The sequence below is a fragment of the Rhizobium sp. 01T437 genome (assembly GCF_056398505.1).
Genome location: NZ_JBFTPM010000005.1, coordinates 235,902 through 254,608 on the forward strand (window position 1 = coordinate 235,902; position 18,707 = coordinate 254,608).

Below are 18,707 nucleotides of genomic sequence, written 5' to 3' on the forward strand. Positions count from 1 at the left end.
CAGAATGAACTATTTCCGAAACGTCGATATTCACGGCTTCGGCGGCCTTGTAAAGAACTTCATCCTGCAAAATCGGAATGAACGCGGAGTTTCCTCATGCCCGGCGCTTTCGTCTCCACGGATCGCATCCGTTCGCTTTTCACCGAAGCCATGTCGCAGATGTACCGGATGGAAGTGCCGCAATACGGGACGCTGATCGAGCTCGTGGGGGAGGTCAACGCCGAAGTCCTCGCAAAAGACGGGGAATTGAGCGAGCGGCTTCGGCGTGCAGGCGAGCTGGAGCGCATCGATGTCGAGCGTCATGGCGCGATCCGTCTCGGAACGGCCGAAGAGCTTTTCACGATCCGCCGGCTCTTTGCCGTCATGGGGATGCAGTCGGTCGGTTACTACGATCTCTCGGTCGCCGGCGTTCCCGTACATTCCACCTGCTTCCGGCCTGTCGATGAAGCGGCGCTGAACGTCAATCCGTTCCGCGTTTTCACCTCGTTGTTGCGCCTGGAACTGATCGAAGACGAAGAGTTGCGCGCTGAAACCGCGGCAATCCTCGCCAGACGGCGCATCTACACACCGCGTGCCATCGCCCTCATCGAACAGCATGAGAAGGCCGGCGGTCTGATGGAAGCGGAAGCTGCGGAGTTCGTTGCCGAGGCGCTGGAAACCTTCCGCTGGCACGGCGAGGCGACGGTCAGCGCCGCGGCCTACAAGCGTCTGCATGATGCGCATCGCCTCATTGCCGATGTCGTCAGTTTCAAGGGGCCGCATATCAACCATCTGACGCCGCGCACACTCGATATTGATGAAGTGCAACGGCGCATGCCGGAGCGCGGCATCACGCCCAAGGCCGTCATCGAAGGCCCGCCGCGGCGCAATTGCGATATCCTGCTGCGGCAGACGAGCTTCAAGGCTCTGGAAGAGCCGATTGCTTTTACCGGCGAGGCCGGGGCGACATCAGGCACGCATACGGCCCGCTTCGGCGAGATCGAACAGCGCGGCGTGGCGCTGACGGCCAAGGGCCGGGCGCTCTATGATCGGCTGCTTGCCTCGGTGCGCGGCGAAGTGCAGGTCGGCGCGTCGGGCGCGAAGGCCGGCGATTACGATGCCGAGCTTGCCGAGCGGTTCAAGGCATTGCCGGATAGCTGGGATGAATTGCGGCGCCAAGGATTAGCCTTCTTCCGCTATTCGGCGACGCCCGAAGGTATCGCGGCCAAGGGACAACTGCCCTCCGATCCGGACGCGTTGATTGCCAAGGGCTATCTGCGGTTCGATCCCGTTATCTACGAGGATTTCCTGCCTGTCAGCGCGGCCGGTATCTTCCAGTCGAACCTCGGCACGGACCAGCAGCAGAATTATGCGACGCGCTCGAACCGGGATGCCTTCGAGGAAGCACTCGGCGCGAAGGTTCAGGACGAGCTCGCGCTCTATAGCGAGCGGCAGGCTGCCTCGCTCGACATGGCCATGGAAAAGCTCAGCCTTTCGGGCCTGAAGCTAAAGACGGTCGCCTGATATTTGGCCGCTTCCGCGAGGGCGGAGGCGGCGCTAGAGTACCGATTTCGATCCTGACTGGACTGTCCGATGCTCAATGATCCACGCTCCCACGGCCTGTGGGAAAAGACTGCTCCCCAGCCACCCGTCACGTCTGTGGTGGAAGGCGCCACCGAGGCCGATGTCGTCATCGTCGGCGGCGGCTATACCGGCCTTTCTTCCGGCCTGCATCTGGCCGAGGGCGGGTCGCGAGTCGTGCTGCTCGAGGCCAAGGAGATCGGCTTCGGCGGCGCGGGTCGCAATGTCGGCCTCATCAATGCCGGCATGTGGGTCATGCCTGATGACCTGCCCGGTGTGCTCGGCCCGGTCTATGGCGAGCGTCTGCTTGACCTGCTTGGCAACGCGCCACGGCTGGTCATGGCGCTGATCGAAAAGCACGGCATTGCTTGCGAGCTGGAGAAACAAGGCACTCTGCATTGCGCCGTCGGTCCCGATGGGTTGAAGGAAGTCGAGGAACGCTACAAACAATGGTCGGCGCGCGGCGCGCCCGTGGCGTTGCTCGATGCGGATGAGACGGCAAAACGCATCGGCACGAATGCCTATGCCGGGTCGCTGCTCGACATGCGGGCCGGCACGCTGCAGCCACTTGCCTATGCGCGCGGGCTTGCCCATGCGGCGCAGAAGGCGGGTGTCGTGTTGCATACGGCAAGCCCTGTTATCGCAACCGAGCGGCAGGGTGGCCGCTGGGTGGTGAAGACGGCGCGCGGACAGGTGAGCGCCGACTGGATCATCGTGGCGACCGACGCCTACAGCACCGGCCCCTGGGAGCAGGTGCGCAACGAGCAGGTGTTTCTGCCCTATTTCAATTTTGCCACCGTGCCGCTCGGCCACAATCTGCGCCAGTCGATCCTGCCCAATCACGAGGGTGTGTGGGATACAAAGGAAATCCTCTCCTCCTTCCGGATGGATCAGGCCGGCCGCCTGGTCTTCGGCAGCGTCGGGGCGTTGCGCAATACTGGCCTTTCCGTGCACAAAGGCTGGGCGAAGCGCTCGCTGAAGCGGCTTTTCCCCGAGATCGGCGATATCGAATTCGAATGTGAATGGTACGGGCAGATTGGCATGACCGACAATGCACTGCCGCGCTTCCACAAATTCGCTCCCAATGTCATCGGCTTTTCGGGCTATAATGGCCGCGGGATCGCGCCCGGGACAGTGTTCGGCCGCACTTTGGCGGAGCATATTCTTGGCCGGATGGCCGAAGCGGATCTGCCTTTGCCGCTGACCGATCCTCGCGAGCCGAGCTTCCGCGCGCTCAAGGAAGTATGGTACGAAGCCGGCGCTCAGGTCGCCCATTTCGCCGATGCCCGTTTCTGAGAACAACAAGACTGGAACCAAGATAATGACCATCGCTGTCCTCGATCTCGCCACCGAAACCGCCAAGCTGCTCGCCGACCTCGGCGTCGATGCCAAGAGCTATACGGGCGGCACGCTGTCCGTCGCTTCGCCGATCACAGGTAAGGAAATCGGCAAGCTCAGGGAACATTCCGTCGCGGACGCCAAGGCAGCGATCGACGCCGCGCACACGGCTTTCCTCGAGTGGCGGGCCGTTCCGGCGCCGAAGCGCGGCGAGCTGATCCGCCTGCTCGGCGAAGAGCTGCGGGCCTCCAAGGTTGCGCTCGGCCGCCTGGTCTCGATCGAAGTCGGCAAGATCACCTCCGAAGGCCTCGGCGAAGTGCAGGAAATGATCGATATCTGCGATTTCGCAGTTGGCCTTTCCCGCCAGCTCTATGGCCTGACGATTGCCACCGAGCGCGCCGAGCACCGGATGATGGAAAGCTGGCATCCACTTGGCGCCATCGGCATCATCTCGGCCTTCAATTTTCCTGTGGCTGTCTGGTCGTGGAATGCGGCACTCGCCATCGTCTGCGGCAATTCCACGGTCTGGAAGCCTTCGGAAAAGACGCCGCTGACGGCGCTCGCTGTGCAGGCGCTGTTCGAGAAGGCGCTGAAGCGTTTTGTTGCCGAAGGCGGCAAGGCGCCGGCAAATCTCTCGACGCTCCTGATCGGCGGCCGCGAGGTTGGCGAAGTGCTGGTCGACCATCCGAAGATCCCGCTCGTTTCAGCCACCGGCTCCACGGCCATGGGCCGCGCCGTAGGTCCGCGCCTGTCGCAGCGCTTTGCCCGCGCAATCCTGGAGCTTGGCGGCAACAATGCCGCAATCGTCTGCCCGACGGCCGATCTTGATCTGACGCTGCGGGGGGTTGCCTTCGCGGCCATGGGCACGGCCGGCCAGCGCTGCACGACGCTGCGCCGTCTCTTCGTGCATGAGAGCGTCTATGACCAGCTCGTTCCGCGGCTGAAGAAGGCCTATGGTTCGGTGACGATCGGCAATCCGCTGGAAACGGGCACGCTGGTTGGCCCGCTGATCGACGGGCAGGCCTTTGACAAGATGCAGACCGCTCTCGGCCAGGCAACGGCCGCCGGCGGCGCTATCGTTGGTGGTGAGCGCGTCGAGAACGGTTCGGCAGAAGCCTTCTATGTTCGCCCCGCACTCGTCGAAATGTCTGAGCAGGCCGGCCCGGTCGAGCAGGAAACCTTCGCGCCGATCCTCTACGTCATCAAGTATAGCGATTTCGACGCTGTGCTGGAGCTGCACAACGCCGTACCGCAGGGCCTGTCGTCCTCGATATTTACCAACAATATGCGCGAAGCGGAGACCTTCCTGTCCTCGCGTGGTTCGGATTGCGGCATCGCCAATGTCAATATTGGTCCGTCCGGTGCTGAGATAGGCGGAGCCTTTGGCGGCGAGAAGGAGACCGGCGGCGGCCGTGAATCCGGTTCGGATGCCTGGAAGGCTTACATGCGACGCTCCACCAACACCGTCAATTACGGCAAGACCCTGCCGCTGGCGCAGGGTGTCAAGTTCGACGTCGAATAAGCTAACGCATTGGGATCTAAAAAGCGACGCCTCACCGGCGTCGCTTTTTTTGACGAAATCCGGATTTATTCCCCGCGAAGATGAAAGATTGAGTCAAGATAATGTGATGTTATTTTTGACCTCGAAACTTGAAGTAATCAGTCAACAAAAATATACGCCTGCCATCACCCTTGGGAGCTCGGGTGACATCGCCACGGAGGCCATCATGAAAATTGCTCTTAACCGTCTTTCCGGCGCGCTTGCTCTTGCCGCTTCACTTCTCGCAGCCACCGCGCTCGCAGGCAGTGCCAATGCGCAGCAGTCCGAAGGCATCGTCGTCTATAATGCCCAGCACGAAAGCCTCGGCCGCGAATGGATCGATGCCTTCACCAAGGAGACCGGCATCAAGGTCACCATGCGCCAGGGCAGCGATATGCAGTTCGCCAATCAGATCATCCAGGAAGGCGATGCTTCGCCCGCCGACGTTTTCCTCACCGAAAACTCGCCGGCCATGACGCTGGTCGATGGCGCCGGCCTGTTTGCGCCGATCGAGAAGGATACGCTGGATCAGGTTCCGGAGCAGTATCGCCCGGCTGATGGCATGTGGACCGGCATTGCCGCGCGCACGACCGTTTTCGCCTATGACAAGACGAAGCTGACCGAAGAGAAACTGCCGAAGTCGATGCTCGACCTGCAGGACCCGGCTTGGAAGGGCCGCTGGGGTGCCGCTCCCGCAGGTGCCGACTTCCAGGCAATCGTTGCTGCCTTCCTGCAGCTGAAGGGTGAAGACGCTACCAAGACCTGGCTGAAGGGCCTCAAGGACAACGCCACCCCCTACAAAGGCAACAGCGTCGCCATGAAGGCCGTCAACGCCGGTGAAGTCGAAGGCGCGATCATCTATCACTATTACTGGTTCGGCGATCAGGCCAAGACCGGCGAAAACAGCAAGAATGTCGGCCTGCACTATTTCAAGAATGAAGATCCGGGCGCTTTCGTCAGCGTTTCGGGCGGCGGCATCCTGAAGTCCACGCAACACATGAAGGAAGCTCAGGCTTTCCTGAAGTATCTCACCAGCAAGGCTGGCCAGACCGTGCTTAAGGACGGCGATTCCTTTGAATACGCCATCGGCAAGGATGCAGCCTCCAACGACAAGCTGGTGCCGCTTTCCGACCTCAACGCGCCGAAGGTTGAAGCCTCGACCCTCGACAGCAAGAAGGTCGTGGAGCTGATGACCGCCGCCGGCCTTATCTAACCTTCCTGCCGCAGTCTTCTTCCAGCCAAAACTATTGCTTTTGGCTCAAGAAAACCTTAGGGCATGACGAAATCCGGCAACCGCTCCTCAAAGGCGGTTGCCTTCCTTTTTCAGCGTGTGAAGGCATCGGCCTTGCTGCAGGACAATAGATTGCTCGCATCCGGCAACGAGGCGCCAAGGGTCTCGCGAATGGTTTTGCCGCGCTGGCGCATGCCGCACGCTTCCGTCGTTCTCGTCGCATCTGTTGTGGCGATCTTCAGCCTCGTGCCGCTCGGCTTCATCGGATGGGTAACCTATGATGTCGGCTGGGAAACGGTAAAAACGCTGGTCTTTCGCCCGCGGGTCGGCGAGCTTCTCGTCAATACGGTTCTTTTGGAATCGATCACTGTTCCGCTGTCTATCGCGCTTGCCGTCACACTCGCCTGGCTGACGGAGCGGACGGATATCCCGTTCGCACGGCTCTGGGCGTGGCTAGCCATTGCCCCGCTTGCCGTGCCGGCCTTCGTGCATTCCTATGCCTGGGTCAGCCTGCTTCCAGGCATGCGCGGGTTGCAGAGCGGCGTCTTTGTTTCGGTGCTTGCCTATTACCCCTTCCTCTATCTGCCGGTTGCCGCGGCACTCCGCCGGCTCGATCCGGCCATCGAGGACGCCGCTGCTTCGCTTGGCCTCGATCCGTGGCGGGTCTTCTTCCGCACGGTCCTGCCGCAGCTTCGCCTGGCCATCTGCGGCGGCTCGCTGCTGATCGCGCTGCACCTGCTGTCGGAATACGGTCTGTTCGTGATGATCCGCTTCGACACGTTTGCAACCGCGATCGTCGACCAGTTCCAGTCTTCCTACAACAGCCCGGCTTCCAACATGCTCGGCGGCGTGCTCGTCGCCTGCTGCCTGTTCCTGCTCGGCCTCGAGATCCTGCTGCGCGGCAATGAGCGATATGCACGCGTTGGCTCCGGCTCGGCGCGCCCGGCAGACCGTCGCCGGCTCGGCTGGTTCGTAGTGCCCGCCGTGGCTCTGCCGATCGTCCTCGCAGCGCTGACGCTCGGCGTGCCGCTGATCACGCTCGGCCGTTGGCTTTATCTCGGCGGGCTCGGCATCTGGCGCATCGAGGTGGCGAGTGCCTTTGCACAGACGATCGTTCTCGCCGTCGCCGGTGGCGTGCTGACGACGATCGCTGCTGCCCCTATGGCCTGGCTCTCTGTGCGCGCGCCGGGCCGCTTCCAGCGCATCCTCGAAGCCTGCCACTATTATGTCGGTTCGCTGCCGGGTGTCGTCGTGGCGCTTGCGCTTGTCTCGATCACCGTCCGTCTCATCCTGCCGCTCTACCAGACCTTTGCAACGCTGCTGGTCGCCTATGTACTGCTCTTCCTGCCGCGCGCCATGGTCGGCCTGCGCGCCAGCATCGCGCAGGCGCCTGTCGAGCTGGAGCGGGCGGCAATGGGGCTTGGCCGCACGCCGGGACAGGCAGTGCGCCAGATCACCATGCGGCTCGCAGCGCCGGGTGCTGCTGCCAGCGTGGCGCTCGCAGCACTCGGCATCACCAATGAATTGACGGCCACGCTGATGCTGTCGCCAAACGGCGTCGATACGTTGGCGACAAAATTCTGGTCGATGACCAGTGAGATCGATTATGTCTCTGCAGCACCCTATGCCTTCATGATGGTCGTGCTATCGCTGCCGCTCACCCTCATGCTCTATGCCCAATCGAAACGGACTGCCGGCCAATGACGCTGCTTACGATCGACGCTATCAGCAAGCGCTATGGGCCGGTTCAGGCCTTGAAGGATATCTCGCTTGAAGTGCAGGCGGGCAGCCGCACGGCGGTTGTCGGTCCCTCCGGTTCCGGCAAGACGACGCTGCTGCGTATCATTGCCGGCTTCGAACAGCCTGACGTCGGCCGGGTAACGCTCGATGGTGAGGTGCTCGCTGACGGGCCGGTATGTGTTCCTGCCCACAAGCGCGGTATCGGCATCGTCTCGCAGGATGGCGCGCTCTTTCCGCATTTAAGTGTCGCAGAAAATATCGGTTTCGGTTTCGAGCGCGGTGCGCCGGATCGCGAAAAGCGAATTCGCGACCTTCTGGAAATGGTGGAGCTGGAAAACAGTATGCTGGATCGCCGCCCGCACCAGCTTTCGGGGGGCCAGCAGCAGCGTGTGGCGCTTGCCCGTGCGCTCGGCCGCCGGCCGCGCCTGATGCTGCTGGATGAGCCGTTTTCCGCCCTGGATACAGGCCTCCGCGAAAACATGCGAAAGGCCGTGGCCCGCGTGTTGCAGGCCGCCGGCATCACTGCCGTCCTTGTGACCCACGATCAGGGTGAGGCCCTGTCCTTTGCCGATCAGGTTGCGGTATTGCGCGAGGGGAAGCTGGTGCAGGCCGGCACGCCGCAGACGCTCTATCTCAAGCCGCGAGATCGCGAGACGGCGCTTTTCCTTGGCGATGCGGTCATGCTGCCGGCGATCATCAAGAATGGTTTTGCCGATTGTGCGCTCGGCAGCGTGCCGGTTGAGGGGGGCCATCAGGGCAAGGCGGAAATCATGCTGCGGCCGGAACAGATCCGCGTCGTTGTCGGTGAGGACAACGCGAAATATGGCGGRCGTGTCGTGGATGTAGAATTCGGCGGCGCGACCTGCACGGTGGCGGTGTCGCTTGCCGCTGTCGCCCTGCCGCCGATCCTGATCAAGACATCGAGCGTGGCGTTGCCGGCGCGGGGCGATCTCGTTCGCCTCGATATCGCCGGCAAGGCGCATGTTTTTTCGCGCTAGGTTCAGCCTGCCTTCAAAGCCAGCTCCTGCGGCTCTTCGCCAGCCAGCCAGCCGCCGGTGAAGCCAGCGCGCTCGAGGCCGAGGCGGATGACCGGATTCCTGCGCATCAGCTTCCAGATGAAGTCTGAGCGGTCATTCTCGACCGTCATGACGAGGAGGCCCTGGTCTATGGCCACGGTTCGGTCATCGACCCAGCCCTCAGGCCGCTTGGTCTGGACTGTCGGGTTGAAGCCGCCGGGGAAGCCGCCTTCCAGAAGCAGGTTCGGATAGGTCGTCAGCAGCGCCTTGGTGCCGTCTAGGGCAGCCTGCCGGTCGTAAGGCAGGCAGCCGAGCGCTGCCCAGGGCGCGATCGTGCCGTCATCGGGGCCGAGCGGAGCACCGCGGGCGGCATAACCCAGTACTTTCGGGCTGCGGCCACCGCGCATGCGCCGCGTCGGCGGCGGGCCATCGCAAGCCGTGAAGCCCCAGATATCCTTGCTGTAGCCGACGAACTGGCCGGGATTGCGTTCCGCGTAGTCGCGCTGGACGTTGATGACGACCTGCGTGTTGCGGAAATAGTCCCAGTTCCGCTCGACCATCGGCTTGTCCTGGATGCCTCGGAAATCGATCCAGGCATGGGAGAAGAGATGGATGAAGAGCGGGCCGGCGTAGAGATAGGGCTGCTCGTTGAAGATCATCCACGAATAGCTTGCCGTGAAGGCGTCGTAGCTCGATTGCGGGATCGGGTAGGTCGGTGATGCCAGCGCCAGTGTGTAGAGGATGATCGCTTCATCGAAGCCATGGTAGCGCCAGCGCAGAAAGCCCGAAGAGGGCTTCCAGCCCATCGAGATACAATCGCCCTTGTTCAGCGCCCAGCGCCAGTCGACGCGCTCATAGATGAATTTTGCGAGCGTGCGGATCTCGGTCTCGGTTTGATCCTCGCCGTCGAAATATTGTGCGGCGGTCAGGATGCCGGCGACGAGCAGAGCGGTATCGATGGTCGAAAGCTCGCTGTTCCAGGCGCGGTTGCCGGTATCCACGTGCAGGAAGTGGTAGAAGAAGCCGCGATGCCCGGTCGCGTGGCGTTCTGTGCCCTGCTTGGCGTTGGCGAAAAAGTGCAGCGTGTTGAAGACGCGCTCTGCAGCTTCCGCGCGGCTGATCCAGCCGCGCTCCACGCCGACAGGATAGGAGGAAAGTCCGAAGCCGACCGCAGCGATGCTCGCCGGCACGCCGGGGATCGACGTATCCGGCACAAGGCCGTTTTCAGAATTGGAATATTTCAGGAAATATTTGAACGCTGAGTGCTGCAGCCTGTCGACTAGCGCGGCATCAATGTCTTCAATCCGTTGCAGCATGTGCTCCTGCCCAACTGTTCTATCGCCCCATGCTTCAACATGGTGGCTGCCCCCAGGCAAATCAAACCTTTTTGATTCGCAAGGATAAGAGAACACAAACGTCGGCGATTGGCGTTAATAATTCCCAGTGAAATAATATCTGGAATAAATGATATAAGCGATGCAGCAAAAGGGATTAAACCGCACCCCCCGGGATGTGGTCCGTCCCGTGCAATACCTACCATCCTTAAGCTGTCGGTTGAGCCTCCTGGGCTAGCTCAGGCGGCTTCCTCCATCCGCACCATATGGCCTGCTACGACCTCACGGAACTGACGCTTCGGAGGCACGTAACCCACGGGGCGGACGGGGCTTTTCAGTTCGTCGGTGCCGAGGTTGCGGCGGATGCCGCGGCGGGCGGGATCCGGCACCGGAACAGCCGCCATCAGCTTCTTGGTGTAGGGATGCTGCGGATTGCGGAAGAGCTCTTCGCGCGGGCCGATCTCGACGATCTCGCCAAGATACATGACCGCAACGCGGTGGCTGACACGTTCGACGACCGCCATGTCGTGGGAGATGAAAAGGAAGGCGAGGTTGAGGCTCTGCTGCAGATCCATCAGCAGATTGCAGACCTGCGCCTTGATCGAAACGTCGAGGGCGGACACGCTTTCATCCGCGACGATCACCTTCGGGTCGAGCGCAAGAGCGCGGGCGATGCAGATGCGCTGGCGTTGGCCGCCGGAAAATTCATGCGGGTAGCGCTTCATCATATCCGGCTTCAGGCCGACGCGTTCGAGCAGGTCGGCCGCCTTTTCGCGGGCCTGGGCGCGGGTGCCTAGACCATGTTCGACAATGGGTTCGGCGACGGCCGCTCCCACGGTCATGCGCGGATTGAGGCTCGCGAAGGGGTCCTGGAAGATCATCTGGATGCTGCGGCGCATGTGACGCAGGCTGATGGCGTCGAGGTTCAGCACGTCATAACCGTCAAGGCTGACGGAGCCGCCATTCGGCTGCACCAGACGGGTGATCGAACGTCCGGTGGTGGATTTGCCGCAGCCGGATTCGCCGACGAGCGACAGCGTCTCGCCCTGGAAGAGTTCGAAGGACACATCCTCCACGGCGTGGATGGCGCCAGTCTTGCGGCCGAGGAGGCCGCCGCGAATATCGAAGCGGGTGACGAGGTTCTTCACTTCGAGGATTGGCGTCTTGCGGCGGTCGACGGTTTCGGCCACTTCTACCGGCTCGCGGCGTTCGCCAGTCGCGGTGTCGATCACCGGGAAACGCAACGGCCATTTGCGGCCATCCATCGAGCCGAGCCGCGGCACGGCAGAGAGCAGGGCGCGCGTATAGGGATGTTTGCCGCGATTGAAGATATCGTCTGTCGTGCCGGTTTCGACCGCTTCGCCGCGATACATGACGATAGTGCGATCGGCGATCTCGGCGACGACGCCCATGTCATGGGTGATGAAGAGAACGGACATGCCTTCCTCTTCCTGCAGCACCTTGATGAGGTCGAGGATCTGGCCCTGGATGGTGACGTCGAGCGCCGTGGTCGGTTCGTCGGCGATCAAAAGCTTCGGCCTTGACGCGAGTGCCATAGCAATCATGACGCGCTGGCGCATGCCGCCGGAAAACTGGTGCGGATATTCATCGAAGCGGGAGGCGGCATTCGGAATGCGCACCTTCTCCAGGAGGCGGATGGTTTCGGCTCGTGCGTCAGCCTTGCTGATATCGCCGTGGCAGGTGAGTGCCTCGGAAATCTGCCGGCCGATGGTGAAGATCGGGTTCAGGCTGGTCATCGGTTCCTGAAAGATCATGGCGGCATCCTTGCCGCGCACGGAACGCATCTCCTTGTCGGAGAGGGAAAGGATATCGCGGCCGTTGAGCGTGATGCTGCCTTCGACGCGGCTTGAGCCCTTGGCGAGCAGGCGCATGATGGAAAGCGAGGTGACGCTCTTGCCAGACCCGCTCTCGCCGACGATGGCGACTGTTTCCCCCGGCATGACATCGAAGGAGACATTACGGACGACGGATCTCCACTCGCCGTCGGCGAGAAAAGAGGTTGCCAGGTTCCGGACGGAAAGAACCGGAGAGACGGATGCTGCAGGCTGATCACTCATATCGTTCCCTTATTCTTTTTGTGCCGGAGGCAGGTTCTTCTTCCGGAGAGGCTTCAGGTCTTCAAAGGCGTGGCGAAAGAGGCAGACGGCCGTCCTTCCGCAAGGCGCGCGGCTTCCAGCGCCGCGATCTTTTCATCGATCTCGCGCCTGTCAATCATTCCGTTCGGGTTGGCTTTGGTCGCCATCGTTTCGGCCACATGCATGTAGCGCTCCTGCGCTACCGCATAGAGCCGGCGCAGTTCGGCGAGCGGATCGGGATGATCGTCCGCGCGGATGCTGAGCCAGGGATAATCCTGATCGCGGTGGACGAGGAGAGCGGCAGACTGCTTGCCACGCTTGTCGCCGCCGGCATCCTCGCCGGCCTGCATGGCTTCGAGCAGGCGCTCGATGAAGGGCTTATCCATCGCCTTCTTATAGGTGGCAAGCGTCTCGGCGACGACATCGGGGCCGGCCAGCATATTGCCAGCGACGGAAACATTGTCGTCGATCAGATGACCGGCCCAATCGATGCATTTGGCGCCGGTGAAGGCGGCATTGCGGCCGAGCGCATCGATCAGGTGAAGCTGGCGTTGGTCTCGGCCGGCATCACGGGCGGTCAGTTCAGCGATGATCTCATCCGGCGCCTTGCCGGTAGCAAGCAAAGCGAGCCCATCCGTACCGTAGAGCGGGCTTACGAAGGCCTGCGTCGCGACTGCGCCGATGCCGCCGCGGATATGCGGCACCAGCCCGCCGACCGCAAAGAAGCGGGTGGCGACGGCAATGCCGAGATAGCCTGTCTCAGGATCACGGGCGACGATGGACCAGGTCATGCTTATCTCCCGATCGCATAGGCCTGCATGAGGCGCGGTGTGGCGGCGGCACGCAACAGACCGTCGGCATCGCGGCGGGCTGCCGTCAGGCGGCCGATGGTCCAAGGCTCGGCGACGGTGAGCTTGTGGCCGCGGGCACGCAGACTGTCGAGTACGGTAGCGCTGAAATTGCCTTCCACCATCAGACCACCCGGTTCACGCGTGCGCGGATAGAAGGAGCCGGGGAAGTGCGAGGTGTGGAAGAGCGGCTGGTCGATTGCCGCCTGCAGGTTCATCTTGTGGTGTACATAGCGCAGGAAGAAGGAGAGCTGCCACTGTTCCTGCTGGTCGCCGCCGGGCGTGCCGAAGGCGAGCGTCGGGCGTCCTTCATAAAGGCCAAGCGAAGGCGTCAGCGTGGTGCGGGGGCGCTTGCCAGGAGCAAGCGATGTCGGAAGTCCGGGCTTGAGCCAGAACATCTGGGCGCGCGAATTCAGGCAGAAGCCGAGGCCCGGAATGATCGGCGAAGACTGCAGCCAGCCGCCCGAGGGGGTGACTGAGACCATGTTGCCTTCACGGTCGATGACGTCGATGTGGACGGTGTCGCCGCGCTTTTCCGTCAGATGCGCCATGGTCGGCTCGTAGACGGCGCCGGTCTTGGAATCGGCGCCGAGCATGTCCATCGTCACATCATATTGCTGCTCGAAACCCGCCACCTTGCCGGGGCGAAGATCGAAGGAGGCTTCGCCCGTGATGAGCTTGCGGCGGGCGGCGGCGTAGGTGTCCGACAGAAGATGGTCGAGCGGTATATCGGCGAAGTCAGGATCGCCGTAGTAGACCTCGCGGTCGGCGAAGGCGAGCTTCATGGCTTCAGTGACAGTGTGGACGAAATCGGCACCATCTGGCGCCATCGAGGCGATATCCATATCCCTAAGGATCGACAGGGTCTGCAGGAAGACAGGCCCCTGGCCCCAGGGGCCGATCTTGGCAACCGTCCAGCCGTGATAGTCGTAGGTCTGCGGCTCTTCGATCTTTGCCGACCAGTTGGCCATGTCGTCAGCCGTCAGCACCGCCTTGTGGCGGCTGCCGCTCGCATCCATCACTTCGGCCGTCTTCAGATAGTTTGCGATCTTCTCGGCGACGAAGCCGCGGTAGAAGGCGTCGCGGGCCGCTTCGATCTGCGCCTCGCGGCCCTGCTTTGCTTCCGCTTCGGAAATGATGCGCTTCCAGGTCTCAGAGAGAACCGGGTTCTTGAAGTTGGAATGTGGCTCGGGAACCGAGCCGCCCGGCACCCAGGTCTCATAGGAGGTCGGCCATTCCTTTTCGAAGAATTCGGCGAGCCCCTTAATGGTGGCGGAAACGCGCGGCAGCATGGGATGGCCGTTTTCGGCGTAATAGATTGCCGGCTCCAGCACGTCGCGCACGCTCAGCCTGCCGTAGTCGCGCAGCATCAGCATCCAGCCGTCGAAGGAGCCGGGAATGACGGTTGCCAGAAGGCCGTCGCCGGGGATCAGCTTCAGGCCCTCGGACGTATAGTGCTCGATAGTGGCGCCTGCCGGGGCAGGGCCTTGGGCACAGATGACCTCGACCTTGTCCTTCTTCTTGGAATAGATGATCGCCGGCATGTCACCGCCGGGGCCGACGAGGTGCGGCTCGAGGATCTGCAAGGTGAAGCCGGTAGCAACCGCCGCATCGAAGGCGTTGCCGCCCTTTTCCAGGATGCTCATGCCGACGGCCGAAGCAATCCAGTGCGTAGAGGTGACGACGCCGAATGTGCCCAGAATTTCGGGGCGGGTCGTGAATGCGGTCATTTCATATGTCCTTTCGAAGGGTCATGCTTCGCGCGGATCGAGCGCATCGCGCAGGCCGTCGCCCAAGAGATTGAAACCGATAACGACGAGGAAGATGGCAATGCCGGGCCACATCGCCATCCACGGCGCCTGGCTCAGGAAGTTCTTGGCAACGTTCAGCATCGAACCCCAGCTTGGCGCCGGCGGCTGCTGGCCGAGGCCGAGGAAGGAGAGGCTGGCTTCGGCGATGATGGCGGTCGCGATCGTCAACGTCGCCTGCACGAGGATCGGTGCGAAAACATTCGGCAGGATGTAGCGGGTGATGATGCTGAAATGGCGAAGACCGATAGAGCGCGCGCCTTCGATGTATTCCTCGGTCTTGACCGCCAGTACCTGGCCACGCGTCAGCCGCACGAAAATCGGCATGGCCGAAAGGCCGATCGCGATCATCGCATTGCTGAGGCTCGGGCCGAGGAAGGCGGCAAGCGCGATCGCGGTGATCAAGAAAGGCATCGCCAGGAAGGCTTCGGTGATGCGGGAGATGATCATGTCGATCCAGCCGCCGAAATAGCCTGAGATCAGGCCGAAGGGCACGCCGATCAGAACGGCGATCGCCACGGAAAAGACGCCGGCCATCAGCGAGGCCTGCGCGCCCCAGATCATGCGGGAGAGAATATCGCGACCGATATCATCAGTGCCGAGCCAATGGGCGGCGGATGGCGCCTTGCGGATCGTCGACCAGCTCGTGGCGTTCGGATCGGGGAGCGGCAGGAGCGGCGCGATGATGGCAAGGATTGCGAAGAAGGCGATGATGGCGAGGCCGACGAGCGCGCCCTTGTTGGCTTTCAGCTTGCGCCAGGCGCGGCTCGGCGAACGCTGCTCTGCAGACGTGGCGGGCGCGGCTGCGACTTGATCGATTGCGGTCATAGCGAAGCTCTCATGCGCGGATTGAGAAGAACATAGAGCACATCGGCCACAAGGTTCATCAGGATAAAGCCAATCGCCGTGCAGATGACGACGCCCTGGACGACGGCGTAATCGCGATTGAAGACGGCATCGACGATGAGCTTGCCGAAGCCGGGAATGGTGAAGATTTGCTCCGTGAGGACCGCACCGGCAAGCAGCTCGCCAAACAACAGAGCAGTGAGTGTGACGATCGGTAGGAGGGCATTGCGGAAGCTGTGCTCCAAGACCACGGATCTTTCCGAAAGCCCCTTGGCGCGGGCAGTGCGGATATAGTCGGCGCTCAAGACGCTCAGCATCGCCGACCGGGTGTGGCGCATCAGTGTGGCGGCAAGTGCATTGCCGAGCACGAAGGAGGGCATTAGCATCGTCTGGATCGAGCGCAATGGATTGGAGAAGAACGGCTCGTAGCCCGAGGCTGGAAGCCAGCCGAGATTCACCGAGACCAGCAGGATCAGCATGATGCCGAGCCAAAAGTTCGGGATCGACAGGCCTGTGAGTGCGATGAGGTTGGCGAGATAGTCAATGATCGTGTTTTTCTTGACCGCGGCCAGGATGCCCATGGGGACGCCGATGACGAAGGCGAAGATCATCGACATGATCGCAAGCTGGATGGTGACCGGCAGCTTTTCGGCAACGAGTTCGAGCACCGGCTGGTTGGTGCGCAGCGAAATGCCAAGATCACCCTGAAGCGCTGAGCCCAGCCAGTGGAAATACTGGTAGGGGACGGGATCGTTGAGGTGATACTTTTCCCGCAGGAACTCCAGCACCTGCGGGTCGCGTTCTTCGCCGGCCATGGCCAGAACCGGATCGCCCGGCAGTAGCTTCTGCAGCGAGAAGACGAAGATCGAAATGATCAGCAGAGTTGGAATGGCGACTAGCAGCCGCTTGGCGATGAACCTGTACATGGGCGCTCCGATAGCATTAGCGGGACCCGGCGGAAGTCCGCCGCGTCCCTCAAGTGTGGGCTATCAGCCTTCCTTCTTCACGCCGACGAGGCGGATCATGCCGTCGGGCGAAGCAACGAAGCCGGTGATGTTCTTGTGCAGCGCCCAGATCCAGGACTGGTGGCCAAGGAAGATGATCGGCAAATCGTCATTTAGGATTGCGGTTGCGGCATCATATTTCTGCTTGCGCACGGAATCGTCAGGAGACTGGCGAGCCTCGTTCAGCAGCTTGTCGACGTCGGCATTGCAATATTTGCTGTCGTTCAGGCCGGCTCCGCAGGTGACGAACTGCTGGATATTGCCATCAGGATCGACGCGGCCGGACCAGTCGGAACGGCTGAGCTGATAGTTTCCGGCGGTCTGTTCGTTGAGCAGGGTCGCAAATTCCGTCGCCTTCAGGGTCAGGTCGAAGCCCGCTTCGGCGACCATCGACTGGATGATCTGCATCATCTGCATGACGACGGGGCTGTTCGGAACCTGCATTTCAACCGGAATGCGGTCGAAGCCAGCCGCCTTGACGAGGGCCTTCGCCTTCTCGACATCGCGGGCCGGAACCGGGACGTCCTTGTCGAACCAGGGGCTGCTCGGCGGGAAAGGCTGGTTGCCGGCGACGCCGGTGCCTTCGAAGACGATCTGCATGGCAGCATCGCGGTCTATCGCCAGCGAGAAGGCCTGGCGCAGGCGCTTGTCCTTGCCCATCGGGTTGTCGGCGCGCGCGCCGTTGCCGATATTGGCGTAGATGCCGAGCCAGCCCGTGTTGACGACATCCGTGTAGACGAGTTTCGGATCGCTCTTGACCGTTTCGGCATCGGTTGCGGCCAGACGCTCGATCATGTCGAGATCGCCGGAGCGCAGGTTGGCGAGGCGTACGGTCGAATCCGGGATCGGTAGATAGGTAAGCTTGTCGATGAAGACATTGTCCTTGTTCCAGTAGTCCTGGAACTTTTCGAGCACGATACGGTCCTGCTGGACGCGTTCGACGAATTTGAAGGGGCCCGCGCAGACGGGATGGTCGCCAAACTTCGCGCCGAGTTCCTTTGCGGCCTTCGGCGAGACGATCATGCCGGCGCGGTCGGAAAGCTGGGCCAGCAGAGTGACGTCGGGGCTCTTCAGCGTGAACTTGACTTCGTATTCGCCTGACGCCTCGACCTTCTGGACGGAGCTCAGCTCGCTCTTGCGACGCGATTCCGGCAGGGTCATGTTGCGCTCGATGGTGGCGACGACGGCTTCAGCGTTGAAGGGCGTCTCATCCTGGAACTTCACGCCCTGGCGAAGCTTCATGGTGAGCGCTTTGCCGTCGGCCGACCAGTTCCATTCCGTCGCAAGCTGCGGCACGATCTTCAGGTCGGACGAGACGTCGACGAGCTTGTCGCACATCGCGGTATAGACGATACGGCCGACGAAGGTGCGCGACTGCGCGGGATCAAGCACGTCGGCGTCGTCCTGCAGGCCGATCTTCAGTTCGGTCGCGAAAGCGGGAAGCGCAAAAAGCGCTGCCGCTGCGGCTGTGGTCAGCAATCTGGCGAATTTCATTTCATTCTCCTCTGTTATGTTTTTGTTTCACGTTTGTCGTGCCGAGCCGTCGGTTATCTCCGCTGTGCTTTTTCCCCGCTCAGGTAGGCTCCTTCTCGACCTCCGTTCCGCTGTGGTCGAGAGAGGTGATGCGGATGARGCTTTCCTGCAGCGTCAGCAGGTGCTGGCGCATGGCTTCGCCGGCTTTTCCCGGATCGCGGGCGGCGATAGCATCGACGATGGCTGTGTGCTGGCCATGGGTGACTTCGCGCGTGCGGCTGGCGCTGCGGGCGCGCTCGCGGATCGTCTGCCAGGCTTCGTCCTGGCGCACTCGGTTGATGACGTCGAAGATCGTCAGGAAGAATGTATTGCCGGCGCATTGGGCGATCTGGCGATGCAGCGCGCCATCCCAGAGTTCGCGGCCGTCGGCATCCGTGCTTTCGTAGATCTTCTTCACCAGATCATACATACGCTCGACATCGGCCGCCTTGGCGCGCATGGCCGCAAGCTGCGCAAGCTGCGGTTCGACGCGCAGGCGCACTTCCATGATTTCCATGAGATCGGTGTCGGCGATGATGGAATCGACATGGTTGCTCCAACCGTCCGGCCGCTTGCCGGCAAAGGTGCCGGAGCCTTGCCGGCGCCAGATGCGGCCTTCGGCTTCCAGCACTTCCAGGGCGCGGCGGATGGAGCGGCGACTGACGCCGAGGATTTCGGAGAGCGTACGTTCGGTTGGCAGCTTGCCATCGGCATCGAGACTATCCGACTGCAGGAGAGCCCTCAGCTTCTCCAGCGCGTAGTTCGAATTGCCTTGCGTTTCGTCCATGATTGGCTGAACCAATTTAATATTGGTTCAATGCAAACCAAATCCAG

Annotated in this window: 14 protein-coding genes; 6 read left to right on the plus strand and 8 right to left on the minus strand. The window is 61.8% G+C overall.

What is annotated here, in order from left to right; genetic code table 11:
- The first annotated feature begins 96 nt into the window (after window positions 1-96).
- The 6 genes from hglS (at window position 97) to AC1DM5_RS12020 (ending at window position 8,407) form a co-directional block, all read left to right on the plus strand.
- Window positions 97-1,503 (plus strand): 2-oxoadipate dioxygenase/decarboxylase HglS, encoded by a 1,407-nt coding sequence (gene hglS, locus AC1DM5_RS11995; RefSeq protein WP_477821527.1) that lies wholly within the window; start codon window positions 97-99, stop codon window positions 1,501-1,503.
- A 69-nt stretch (window positions 1,504-1,572) separates the two neighbouring features.
- Window positions 1,573-2,856: an NAD(P)/FAD-dependent oxidoreductase gene (locus tag AC1DM5_RS12000; protein WP_477821528.1), complete on the plus strand. Its 1,284-nt coding sequence runs from the start codon at window positions 1,573-1,575 to the stop codon at window positions 2,854-2,856.
- A gap of 25 nt (window positions 2,857-2,881) precedes the next feature.
- The gene (gene amaB / locus AC1DM5_RS12005) at window positions 2,882-4,420 is read left to right on the plus strand and encodes an L-piperidine-6-carboxylate dehydrogenase (RefSeq protein ID WP_477975038.1); all 1,539 of its coding nucleotides are present in this window, start codon (window positions 2,882-2,884) and stop codon (window positions 4,418-4,420) included.
- Window positions 4,421-4,625: 205 nt separating this feature from the next.
- Entirely contained in the window at window positions 4,626-5,651 is a 1,026-nt protein-coding gene (locus tag AC1DM5_RS12010) for an iron ABC transporter substrate-binding protein (RefSeq protein ID WP_477821530.1), read from the plus strand.
- Between the two features lie 63 nt (window positions 5,652-5,714).
- Window positions 5,715-7,373 carry an ABC transporter permease gene (locus tag AC1DM5_RS12015; protein WP_477821531.1) on the plus strand — a complete coding sequence of 553 codons (1,659 nt, stop codon included), beginning with the start codon at window positions 5,715-5,717 and terminating at the stop codon, window positions 7,371-7,373.
- A complete protein-coding gene (locus AC1DM5_RS12020) occupies window positions 7,370-8,407 on the plus strand; it encodes an ABC transporter ATP-binding protein (RefSeq protein WP_477821532.1) in 1,038 nt (345 codons plus the stop codon). Before AC1DM5_RS12015 ends, AC1DM5_RS12020 begins: the two co-directional genes overlap by 4 nt.
- Before the next feature lie 2 nt (window positions 8,408-8,409).
- Here the strand turns inward: AC1DM5_RS12020 and AC1DM5_RS12025 are convergent, their stop codons facing one another.
- The 8 genes from AC1DM5_RS12025 to AC1DM5_RS12060 all read right to left on the minus strand — a co-directional run bounded on the left by AC1DM5_RS12025 (window position 8,410) and on the right by AC1DM5_RS12060 (window position 18,660).
- The gene (locus AC1DM5_RS12025) at window positions 8,410-9,741 is read right to left on the minus strand and encodes a glucoamylase family protein (protein WP_477821533.1); all 1,332 of its coding nucleotides are present in this window, start codon (window positions 9,739-9,741) and stop codon (window positions 8,410-8,412) included.
- 257 nt (window positions 9,742-9,998) lie between these two features.
- On the minus strand, window positions 9,999-11,837 hold the full coding sequence (locus tag AC1DM5_RS12030; RefSeq protein WP_477821534.1) for an ABC transporter ATP-binding protein: 1,839 nt from the start codon (window positions 11,835-11,837) through the stop codon (window positions 9,999-10,001).
- Window positions 11,838-11,890: 53 nt separating this feature from the next.
- Entirely contained in the window at window positions 11,891-12,646 is a 756-nt protein-coding gene (locus AC1DM5_RS12035; protein ID WP_477821535.1) for a DUF1028 domain-containing protein, read from the minus strand.
- 2 nt (window positions 12,647-12,648) lie between these two features.
- On the minus strand, window positions 12,649-14,433 hold the full coding sequence (locus AC1DM5_RS12040) for a gamma-glutamyltransferase family protein (RefSeq protein ID WP_477821536.1): 1,785 nt from the start codon (window positions 14,431-14,433) through the stop codon (window positions 12,649-12,651).
- A gap of 21 nt (window positions 14,434-14,454) precedes the next feature.
- Window positions 14,455-15,339 carry an ABC transporter permease gene (locus AC1DM5_RS12045; protein WP_477821537.1) on the minus strand — a complete coding sequence of 295 codons (885 nt, stop codon included), beginning with the start codon at window positions 15,337-15,339 and terminating at the stop codon, window positions 14,455-14,457.
- Entirely contained in the window at window positions 15,336-16,283 is a 948-nt protein-coding gene (locus AC1DM5_RS12050; protein WP_477975040.1) for an ABC transporter permease, read from the minus strand. The genes AC1DM5_RS12045 and AC1DM5_RS12050 overlap by 4 nt, the downstream gene beginning before the upstream one ends.
- A 63-nt stretch (window positions 16,284-16,346) precedes the next feature.
- Window positions 16,347-17,855: an ABC transporter substrate-binding protein gene (locus AC1DM5_RS12055; RefSeq protein ID WP_477821539.1), complete on the minus strand. Its 1,509-nt coding sequence runs from the start codon at window positions 17,853-17,855 to the stop codon at window positions 16,347-16,349.
- A gap of 79 nt (window positions 17,856-17,934) precedes the next feature.
- Complete coding sequence (locus AC1DM5_RS12060; protein ID WP_477975042.1) at window positions 17,935-18,660, minus strand: FadR/GntR family transcriptional regulator; 726 nt, start codon at window positions 18,658-18,660, stop codon at window positions 17,935-17,937.
- Window positions 18,661-18,707 lie beyond the last annotated feature (47 nt).

Bases quoted from the DNA above. Each gene is read 5' to 3' on its own strand.
- AC1DM5_RS12035 (WP_477821535.1), bottom strand. From the start codon at position 12,646: ATGACCTGGTCCATCGTCGCCCGTGATCCTGAGACAGGCTATCTCGGC.
- AC1DM5_RS12050 (WP_477975040.1), bottom strand. From the start codon at position 16,283: ATGTACAGGTTCATCGCCAAGCGGCTGCTAGTCGCCATTCCAACTCTG.
- AC1DM5_RS12000 (WP_477821528.1), top strand. From the start codon at position 1,573: ATGCTCAATGATCCACGCTCCCACGGCCTGTGGGAAAAGACTGCTCCC.
- hglS (WP_477821527.1), top strand. From the start codon at position 97: ATGCCCGGCGCTTTCGTCTCCACGGATCGCATCCGTTCGCTTTTCACC.
- AC1DM5_RS12030 (WP_477821534.1), bottom strand. From the start codon at position 11,837: ATGAGTGATCAGCCTGCAGCATCCGTCTCTCCGGTTCTTTCCGTCCGG.
- AC1DM5_RS12055 (WP_477821539.1), bottom strand. From the start codon at position 17,855: ATGAAATTCGCCAGATTGCTGACCACAGCCGCAGCGGCAGCGCTTTTT.
- AC1DM5_RS12045 (WP_477821537.1), bottom strand. From the start codon at position 15,339: ATGACCGCAATCGATCAAGTCGCAGCCGCGCCCGCCACGTCTGCAGAG.
- AC1DM5_RS12015 (WP_477821531.1), top strand. From the start codon at position 5,715: ATGACGAAATCCGGCAACCGCTCCTCAAAGGCGGTTGCCTTCCTTTTT.
- AC1DM5_RS12040 (WP_477821536.1), bottom strand. From the start codon at position 14,433: ATGACCGCATTCACGACCCGCCCCGAAATTCTGGGCACATTCGGCGTC.
- AC1DM5_RS12010 (WP_477821530.1), top strand. From the start codon at position 4,626: ATGAAAATTGCTCTTAACCGTCTTTCCGGCGCGCTTGCTCTTGCCGCT.
- AC1DM5_RS12025 (WP_477821533.1), bottom strand. From the start codon at position 9,741: ATGCTGCAACGGATTGAAGACATTGATGCCGCGCTAGTCGACAGGCTG.
- amaB (WP_477975038.1), top strand. From the start codon at position 2,882: ATGACCATCGCTGTCCTCGATCTCGCCACCGAAACCGCCAAGCTGCTC.